Genomic DNA, 9308 nt, shown 5'->3' on the forward strand with positions numbered 1-9308 from the left:
GTTCCCGTGGACGGCGGCGGCGACGTCGTCGTGCCCAGCGGCGGGCGCGGCGTGGAGGGCGTGGCCACCACGGGGGGCGACGTGCTCACGCTGCCCGGCAGCGGCGCCGTCAGCGTGTCGCCCCGGCGGCGGCGCGCCTCCAGCTCCGGCCAGTCGATGCCGCGCTCGCGCAGGTCGCCCATGCCCACGGTGTCGGGGTCGTAGCCCTCGATGTCGTAGGTGTAGGCGCCCATCTCCTCGTCCGCGAACGCCGTGTCGAACGCCATGGCCGGGTACTGCATCCCCGCCTGGCAGAACGGACGCGGCGGCCGCACGTGCACAAAGTACTCCGTGTACGTCTCGCCCTGGGGCGGGCACGCGGGGTCCACCACGTAGCCCGTGGCGCGGTCCACCGTCTCCGTCACCACGCCGCGCGGCATGGCGAAGTCGCGCCCGCCGCGCGCGGCCCGGGCCATGATGCGCCCCCACACGGGCGCCGCGATGGTGCCGCCCGACGCCTCGCGCACGATGGTCTGCGGCCGGTCCAGGCCAAACCACACGGCGCCCACCAGCTCCGGCGTGTAGCCCACGAACCAGATGTCCGTGGCCCCGTTGGTCGTCCCCGTCTTGCCCGCGGCGGGCCCGCGGTAGCCGGCCGCGCGCACGGGCGTGCCCGTCCCCCGGTCCACCACGTCGCGCAGCATGGTCGTCAGCACGTAGGCGGACGCGGCATCCACCACGCGCTCGCGCTGCGGCTCCGCCTGGTAGACGATCTCGCCGTGCCGGTCCTCGATGCGCTCGATGACGTACGGCTCCGGCAGCATGCCCCCGTTGGCGAAGGCGGCGTACGCGCGCACCAGGTCGATGGGCCGCACCTCGGCCGAGCCCAGGGCCGTGGCGGGGACGTTGGGGATGGGCGTGGTGATGCCCATCTGCCGCGCCGTCTGGATGACGGTGGACATCCCCAGCTCCTGCGCCAGCTTGACCGTCACCGTGTTCTTGGACCGCGTGAGGGCCTCGCGCACGGTGATGGGCCCGTCGTACCGCCCCGTGTAGTTCTTGGGCGACCACGTCTGGTTGCGCGCCAGGCGGATCTGCACGGGCGAGTCCTCGATCTTGCGCGTGGGCGGAATCGAGTGCTCCAGGGCGGCCAGGTAGACGAAGGGTTTGAACGCCGAGCCCGGCTGCCGCATCCCCTGCCACACGCGGTCAAAGTTGCTGTCGTCGTAGTCGCGCCCGCCCACCAGCGCGCGCACGGCGCCGGAGCTGGCGTCCATCACCACGGCCGCGCCCTGCAGGTACGTGGTCTGCCCCTCCTCCGTCTCGCCCTTGGCCTCGGGGTAGGTGGGATGGCGGTACGCGCCGAACGCGCCGGACTCGATGCGGTCCGCCTGCCGCGCGACCTCTTCCTCGGCCGCGCGCTGGGCCGTGGGATCCATCGTGGTGTACACGCGCAGCCCGGCCGTGTACAGGTCCGGGCCCACGCGCTCCTCCAGTTCCCGCCGCACGCGCTCCTGGAAGTACGAACCCCGTCCCTCGCGCGGCTCGCGCCGCGAAAGACGGACGGGGGTGTCGATGGCCTCGCGGGCCTGCGCCTGCGTGATGAACCCGGCCTTGGCCATCTCGCGGAGAACCAGGTCGCGCCTCGTCCGCGCCGCCCGCCGGTTCTCGCGCGGGTTGAGCCGCGACGGCGACTGCGGCAGCCCGCCGATGAGGGCGGCCTCGGCCAGGGTGAGCTCGCTGGCCGGCTTGCCGAAGTAGGCGCGGGCGGCGGCCTCCACGCCGTACGCGCCCTGGCCCAGGTAGATGTGGTTGAGGTACAGCTCCAGGATCTTGCGCTTGTCGAAGGAGCGCTCGATCTGCCGGGCCACGCGCACCTCCATCACCTTGCGGCGGACGGAGCGGTCGCGGTAGTCCAGCTGCTCGGGAAAGAGGTTGCGGGCCAGCTGCATGGTGATGGTGCTGCCGCCCTCCTCCACCCCGCCCGCGCGCACGTTGCGCAGCAGGGCGCCCATGAAGCGCTTCCAGTCCACGCCGCCGTGGTCGTAGAAGCGCCGGTCCTCCACGGCCAGGACGGCCTGGGGCAGGTACTCGGGCATGGAGTCCAGGGGCACCACCCGCCGGTTGACGGTGGCCAGGGTGCCCATGGGCGCGCCTGTGCGGTCAAAGAGCTGCGACCCCTCGGCCTGGAACTTCTCCAGGTCGCTCACGGGGGCGCATCCGCCCATGCCGCAGGGGCCGAACCACAGCCAGCCAAAGCCGGCCAGGCCCAGCACCAGGAACACCCCCAGGACGATCGCCAGCTTCCGCTTCCAACTCCGTCGTCTCTCGGCCATGCTCCCGGTACTGCGGTGTGTGTTATCGCTCCCGCTGGCCCTCCCCCGGCGTGACGAAGTCCTCGGGGCGCGGCACCCGCGGCTGGCCGGGGAACACCGGCCGCCCGGGCAGCTCGGGCGTGGGATCCACGAAGACGGGTGTGGGGGGCTCGTACCGCGGGCAGCTCGCCTCGGGAACGTGCCGCGCCGCGAACAGGTCCGGGGTTCCGCCCCCGCAATCCGCCGACAGCACGGTGCCTCCGCTCACCCGCCGCGTGACCACGTCGGCGGGGCGCCGCCAGGGCTCCGGCGGCCTGCGTCCAAGGTATGCCCTACGCATAACACGGGCCCACACCGGCACCGCCAGTGTTCCGCCCGTGGCCCCCGCCATGACGGGCCGCGGCGTGTCGAACCCGATCCACACGCCGGCCAGCAGCTCCGGCGTGTAGCCCACGAACCACAGGTCCGTGTTGTCGTTGGTCGTCCCCGTCTTGCCCGCCGCGGGAACGTCGTACGACAGGCCGCCCACGGACGGGTCGCGCACCAGGTAGCCCGTCCCCCGGTCCACCACCTCGCGCATCATGTCCGTCATGATCCAGGCGACGCCCGGCTCCATGGCGCGGGTGGGCGGCGGCGACGGCTCCCACAGCACCTCGCCGCGGTGGTTCTCCACGCGCACCACGTAGCGCGGCTCCACCTTCCATCCACCGTTCCCGAACGACGCGTACGCCGCCATCATGTCCAGCGGGTACACGCCGGCGGAGCCGATGTAGACGGACGGGTAGCCGGGGATGCGCGTGTCGATGCCCGCGCGCTTGGCCAGGGCCCGCACGTTCTCGATCCCCGTCTCGCGGCCCAGGCGGATGGTGGCCAAGTTGCGCGAGTTGCGCAGGGCGCTGCGCAGCGTGGTCCATCCGCCGTAGGTGCCGTCGTAGTTCTTGGGCGACCACGACTCGGCGCCGATGTTGATGGTCAGCGGCCCGTCGCTGATGCCCTGGTTGGGCGACTTGCCGTGCTCCAGCGACGCCGCGTAGACGAACGGCTTGAACGACGAGCCCGGCTGCCGCACGGCCTGCGTGGCGCGGTTGAACTGCGACTGCCGGAAGTCGCGTCCGCCCACCATGGCGCGCACGAGCCCCGTGGCCGGGTCCAGCACGACGACGATGCCCTGCAGGTACGGCGTGTGGGTCACGGCCTCGCCCGGCTTGAGGCCGGCCGTGAAGCGCTCGTACGTGGGCCCGCGGAAGCCGCCGTACGTCCCCCGCTCGATGGCGCGCAGCTGGTCTTCCAGCGACTGCTCGGCCGTGCGCTGCAGCACGGGGTCGATGGCCGTGTGAATGCGCAGGCCGCCCGTGTACAGCAGCTCGCCGAACTGGTCCTCCAGCTGGCGGCGGACGGCCTCCACGAAGTACGGCGCGGCCATGGCGCCGCCCGGGGGCGACAGGGCCAGGGGCGTGCGCTTGCCCTCGTCGGCCTGCGCCTGGGTGATGATGCGGGCCTCGACCATGGCCTGCAGCACCACGTTGCGGCGGCGCTCGGCGCGGTCGGGGTGCTGGCGGGGGTTGTACCCCGTGGGCGCCTGGGGCAGGCCGGCCAGCGTGGCGGCCTCCAGGTAGGTGAGGTCCTTGGCCCGCTTGCCAAAGTAGGTGCGGGCGGCGGCCTCGATGCCGTACGCGCCCGCGCCCAGGTAGATGTGGTTGAGGTACAGCTCCAGGATGTGCCGCTTGTCGAACCGGCGCTCCATCTCCATGGCCAGCTTGATCTCGGCCACCTTGCGGCGCACGCTGGTCTCGCTGGCGGGGAGCTGCTGGGGGAACAGGTTGCGGGCCAGCTGCATGCTGATGGTGCTGCCGCCCGGGCCGCCCCAGCCGCGGATGATGTTGTCGCGCACCGCGGCGATGATGCGGATGGGGTCCACGCCCTGGTGCTCGAAGAACCGCCGGTCCTCGATGGCCACGAAGGCCATGGGCACGTGCGGCGGCAGCGAGTCGATGTCGATGAGGGTGCGGCGCTCGCGGTAGAACTGGCCCAGCACGCCGCCGCGGGCGTCCAGCACCAGGCTGGCCTGCCGCGGGGCAAAGTTCTCGATGTTCTCGGCCGTGGGGCAGGTGCCGGCGCAGGCGCGGGTCCACGCGGCCACCACGCCGCCCGTGCCGCACGAGGTGAGGGCCAGCAGGGCCAGCCCCACGACGATCTTGCGCTCCTGGCGGTTGCCCCAGGCGCCGCGCAGGCGCCCCCAGCCGTCGCGCACGCGCTCGCGCCACAGGTTGCGGTCAAAGCGCATCCAGGGAGTTGCCAAAGGGTCGTGCCTCCGGGTCCAGGCGGAGTTCAGGGTCGTTCGGTCGGGTGATTCCGGATGACAGGATACAGCGTTGCGCGGTTCGGTGCCACTGGGGGGTGGGGCTGAACGGTGGGGACAGGGGACAGGTTACAGGGGACAGCCAGCAAAGGCGTCGCGGCGGATTGGCTCTTTCCGCGGCCGGGATCTCCGCGGCCCACCAGGGATCGGCGTCTGTTCAACCTCCCCCAGGGGTTTTGGGGGAGGGGCGAGCCGGGGCGAGCGGAGGGGGCGCTCGCGGGGGGGGGCCGCCATCGATGCTGGACGTCGCGCGCGCATCCCGATGCCGAACGCGAAGCGGCCCCCACGCAATGCGGATCGCGTGGGGGCCGCCGTTGGTGTACGCGCGCGTCTACTCCGCGGCCGCGGCGGCGACGCGGGCCAGCAGGCGCTCCACTTCCTCCACCACCTTGCGCGGCTCCACGGGCTTGGCCAGGTAGCTCTCGCAGCCGGCGTCCGTGGCGCGCTGGCGGTCCTCGGCCATGGCGTGCGCCGTGAGCGCGACGACGGGGATGTGCGCCGTCTCGGGGTCGGCCTTCAGGCGGCGCGTCGCTTCCCACCCGTCGATGCCGGGCATGGCCACGTCCATCAGGATCACCGCCGGGTGCAGCTCACGCGCCAGGCGGATGCCCTCTTCGCCCGTGGCCGCCTCCGCCACCTCATGCCCGCAGTGCCGCAGGATGGTGGTGTAGATGGTACGATTGTCCTCGTTGTCCTCCACGAGGAGGACGGTAACGGAGCTCATATCGGAAAAGCCTTTGCTGGCGTGCGGTTCCACGGTGTTGCAAGAATCGGGCAGGAGGGTGCGTGATGCCCTTTGTACCTCGATTCGCGGATTCTGTTCACCGATCGTGCCGTTCGGCCCCGTGGGAGCGCTGCAACATTGTGCACAGGTTGAACGGCATCGGACACGGCGAACACGGACCATGCACGTCGGCTGGGTGTCTGCCGGTCCGCCGAGGGCCCCCACCCCCCACCCCCTGCCCCCGCTCCGCGGGGGCAGGGGGAGACCTTCATCCTTGGGGGAGGGACAGCCCGCGCCGAAAGCAACCCGCCCCTCTCCCGGCCTCTCCCCGCTCGTTCCTCACGGAGAAAGGAGAACCCAGCCTCCGCACGAACCGACTTACGCGCGCAGAACCCTCCCGCGCGCCAACCCCTCCCCCGAAGTTGGGGGAGGGGTCGCCGGCCGTTGCGAGGAACGAGCAAAAAGGCCGGCGGGGGAGAGGGCCCCCCGTCGCGCAGCGACGGGGACTTGGCCCGCGGATCTCCATCCATCGTCTTCCGCCCGTCCTCCCCTCTCGCCCGCCTCGCCGCCTCGTCCGTCCTCCCCGTCTCGCCGATTGCCCCTCCCGCCGCCGATGCCCTATCGTTCGGGGATCGCACGGCCGCAACCCACGACCCATCCGTCGATGAGCTTTACACAGGCGCCGCCCACGCTGGGCAACCAGTTCGACGAAGACCGCGCCCTGCGGTCACTGCTCGCGCGGCTGCTGCCGGCGGACGTGCTGGCCGACGCCGCGCCGTCGCTGCGCGAGATGGGCCGCCTTTCCGCCGAGCTGTACCCCGCGCAGCTCGCCGACCGGCTGAACGAGCCCACGCTCACGCAGTTCGACGCGTGGGGCAACCGCGTGGACCGCATCGAGCTCACGCCCCTGTGGCGCACGGCGGAGCGCATCGCGGCGGAGCACGGCGTGGTGGCCACGGCGTACGAGCGCGCGCACGGGCGGTTCTCGCGCATCCACCAGTTCGCGCTGGCGTACCTGTTCACGCCATCGACGGACATCTACGCCTGCCCGCTCGCCATGACGGACGGCGCCGCGCGCGTGCTGCTGGATTCGGGCAACCAGCCCCTCATCGACCGTGCCGTCGCGCACCTCACCAGCCGCGACCCCGCCGCGTTCTGGACCAGCGGCCAGTGGATGACGGAAACCACCGGCGGCTCCGACGTCGGCCGCACGGAGACCATGGCCGTCCAGGACGACGACGGCACGTGGCGGCTGCACGGCCGCAAGTGGTTCACGTCCGCCGCCACGTCGCAGATGGCGCTCACCCTTGCCCGACCGGCCGGTAACCCGCCGGGCGGCCGCGGACTGGCGCTCTTCTACGTGGAGACGCGCGACGACGCCGGAATGTTGAGGGGCATCCGCATCGACCGCTTCAAGGACAAGCTGGGTACCCGCAAGCTCCCCACGGCGGAGCTCACGCTGGACGGCACGCCCGCCATCCCCGTCGTCGGGATGTCGGACGGGGTGCGCAGCATCGCGCCCATGCTGAACGTGACGCGCACGTGGAACGCCGTCAGCGCCGTCGCGCTCATGCGCCGCGGGCTGGCCTTGGCGGACGACTACGCCACGCGGCGATCGGCCTTCGGCACGACGCTGGCGCAGCAGCCGCTGCACGCGGACACGCTGGCCGGCCTGCGCGCGGAGTGGATGGGCGCGCTGCATCTTACCTTTCGCGTCGTGGAGCTGCTGGGTGCGCACGAGGCCGGCGAGCTGGACGACGGGGGCCGTGCCCTGCTGCGCATCCTCACGCCCCTGGCCAAGCTGACGACCGCGCGGCAGGGCGTGGCGGTCGCGAGCGAGGTGGTGGAGGCGTTCGGCGGCGCGGGCTACGTGGAGGATACGGGGATCCCGATGCTCCTTCGCGACGCGCAGGTGCTCTCCATCTGGGAGGGGACGACGAACGTGCTGTCGCTGGATACGCTCCGGGCGATGGAGTCCGCGGGCGGCGTGGAGCCCATCCGCGCCGAAGTCGCTCGTCTCGCGGCGCAGGTGCGCGATCCGGGGCTGGCCGCCGTCGCGGAGGCGGCCGTCCGCGCGGTGGACCACGCGGCGGTGTGGCTGGAGGATGCCATGCGCGGCGGCCGCGCGCAGGTGGAGGCCGGCGCCCGCCGATTCGCGCTGACGCTGGGCCGCGCGCTGGAGGCCGCGCTGCTGGCCGCGCACGCGCAGTGGGAGACGGATCGTGGCGAGCAGGACGCCGCCTCCGCCGCGCGCCGCCTGGTGATGAACGGCATCAACCTGGTCCACCGCCCGCTCGGCGCCTCCGCGGACGCGCTCCTCGCGACGGCGTAGGCGGGAGAGCGTTCTCGTCCGCCGTCTGCTCGCCGGCTTGACCGACGCACTTGGCGCCGGCGTGGGCCGAGCGGCGAAAACGACGGCATCGTCATCGTCCCCCGCGCCACAGCGTCATCCTGAGGAGCCGCCGCGCGGACCCCCGTTCGTGCGTGATCCCAGGCGGCGACGAAGGATCTTGCGTCCGAACCACGGGGCCGAGTATCACGCTGGGGAGCCGCCTCCGAGTCTCGCACACAAGATCCTTCGGGGCCACATGCATCGCGCCCGGTCAGAGTCCGTAAGGGCCCCTCAGGATGACGCGGCGGGGTGAGAGCGGGATACCGTAACGGGATTCGCGACGGAACCAACGGCTTCCCGTGGACGAGCGCCGTTGCGGGCTGTCCCCTGTAACCTGTCCCCTGTCCCCCGCCGTTCATCGGTTTCCACGCGGTCGCGCGGGCTCTATCTTGGTGCAGTCCACAGACGTACACGCGCCCGTTCCCGATCCGCCGAAGATGACGACCGCCGAAGAGACCGAGCTGCTGATCGCCACCCGCCGCGACCTGCATCGCCACCCCGAGATCGGGTTCCAGGAGTTCCGCACGGCCGGCATCGTGGCGGAGCGCCTGCGCGCGGCCGGCTACGAGGTCCGGACGGGGATCGCGGAGACCGGCGTCGTGGGCACGCTGCACGGCGGCGCGGGCGACGGCCGCACGCTGCTGCTGCGCGCGGACATGGACGCGCTCCCCGTGGACGAGGAGACCACGCACGACTTTCGCTCCACCGTCGCGGGAACGATGCACGCCTGCGGACACGACGCCCACGTGGCCGTGGGGCTGGCCGTGGCGGAGCGGCTGGCGCGCACGCGCGGGGAGTGGGCGGGCACGGTCAAGTACATGTTCCAGCCCGCCGAGGAGGGCCTGGGCGGCGCGCTGGGGATGATCGACGCGGGCGTGCTGGACGGCGTGGACGCCGCGCTGGGGCTGCACGTGTGGCTGGGGCTGGAGAGCGGCGTGGTGGGCGTGGTGCCCGGGCCGCAGATGGCCGGCGCGCTGGAGTTCAGCGTGACCATCAAGGGGCGCGGCGGGCACGGCGCCATGCCGCACGAGACGGTGGACGCGCTGCACACGGCCGCGCAGGTGATCGTGGCCCTGCAGAGCATCGTCTCGCGCACGGTGCCGCCGCTGGAGCCGGCCGTGGTGACGGTGGCGTCCATGCACGCCGGCAGCGCGCACAACGTGATCGCCGAGACGGCGTCGCTGCTGGGCACCATGCGCGCGTTCGATCCCGCGCTGCTCGCGGAGTTGCCCAAGCGCGCGGAGCGCGTGATCGCGGGCGTGTGCGCGGCCATGGGGGCGGAGTACGAGTTCCATCACCGCATGGAGGCCGTGCCCACGGTGAACGATCCCGCCCTGGCGGAGCTGGTGCGGCGCGAGGCCGTGGCCATCGTGGGCGCGGACCGTGTACGCACCGACCCGGACGTGCGCACGATGGCGGCGGAGGACTTCGGCGACGTGCTGGCCAAGGTGCCGGGCTGCTACTTCTTCGTGGGCGGCCGCAACGAGGAGCGGGGGATGACGCATCCGCACCACTCGCCGCGGTTCGACCTGTGCGAGG

At 72.5% G+C, this 9308-nt stretch carries 5 protein-coding genes; 2 read left to right on the top strand and 3 right to left on the bottom strand.

Annotated features, from left to right (window positions below; translation table 11 throughout):
* The 3 genes from VFZ20_RS12280 to VFZ20_RS12290 all read right to left on the bottom strand — a co-directional run.
* A partial coding sequence (locus VFZ20_RS12280) for a PBP1A family penicillin-binding protein (RefSeq protein WP_329684176.1) occupies nt 1-2315 on the bottom strand: 2315 nt, incomplete at its 3' end.
* Between the two features lie 22 nt (nt 2316-2337).
* Nucleotides 2338-4593 (bottom strand): PBP1A family penicillin-binding protein, encoded by a 2256-nt coding sequence (locus VFZ20_RS12285; RefSeq protein WP_329684177.1) that lies wholly within the window; start codon nt 4591-4593, stop codon nt 2338-2340.
* A 391-nt stretch (nt 4594-4984) separates the two neighbouring features.
* A complete protein-coding gene (locus VFZ20_RS12290; RefSeq protein WP_329684178.1) occupies nt 4985-5377 on the bottom strand; it encodes a response regulator in 393 nt (130 codons plus the stop codon).
* 664 nt (nt 5378-6041) lie between these two features.
* Here VFZ20_RS12290 and VFZ20_RS12295 point away from each other — a divergent pair.
* Both VFZ20_RS12295 and VFZ20_RS12300 read left to right on the top strand, forming a co-directional pair.
* Nucleotides 6042-7709 carry an acyl-CoA dehydrogenase family protein gene (locus tag VFZ20_RS12295; protein ID WP_329684179.1) on the top strand — a complete coding sequence of 556 codons (1668 nt, stop codon included), beginning with the start codon at nt 6042-6044 and terminating at the stop codon, nt 7707-7709.
* A gap of 497 nt (nt 7710-8206) precedes the next feature.
* A partial coding sequence (locus VFZ20_RS12300) for an amidohydrolase (RefSeq protein ID WP_329684180.1) occupies nt 8207-9308 on the top strand: 1102 nt, incomplete at its 3' end.

This window comes from Longimicrobium sp. (assembly GCF_036280135.1).
In the GTDB taxonomy this organism is placed as follows: Bacteria; Gemmatimonadota; Gemmatimonadetes; order Longimicrobiales; family Longimicrobiaceae; genus Longimicrobium.

Excerpts from the sequence above, each read along its gene's own strand:
- VFZ20_RS12290 (WP_329684178.1), bottom strand. The coding sequence starts at position 5,377 with ATGAGCTCCGTTACCGTCCTCCTCGTGGAGGACAACGAGGACAATCGT.
- VFZ20_RS12295 (WP_329684179.1), top strand. The coding sequence starts at position 6,042 with ATGAGCTTTACACAGGCGCCGCCCACGCTGGGCAACCAGTTCGACGAA.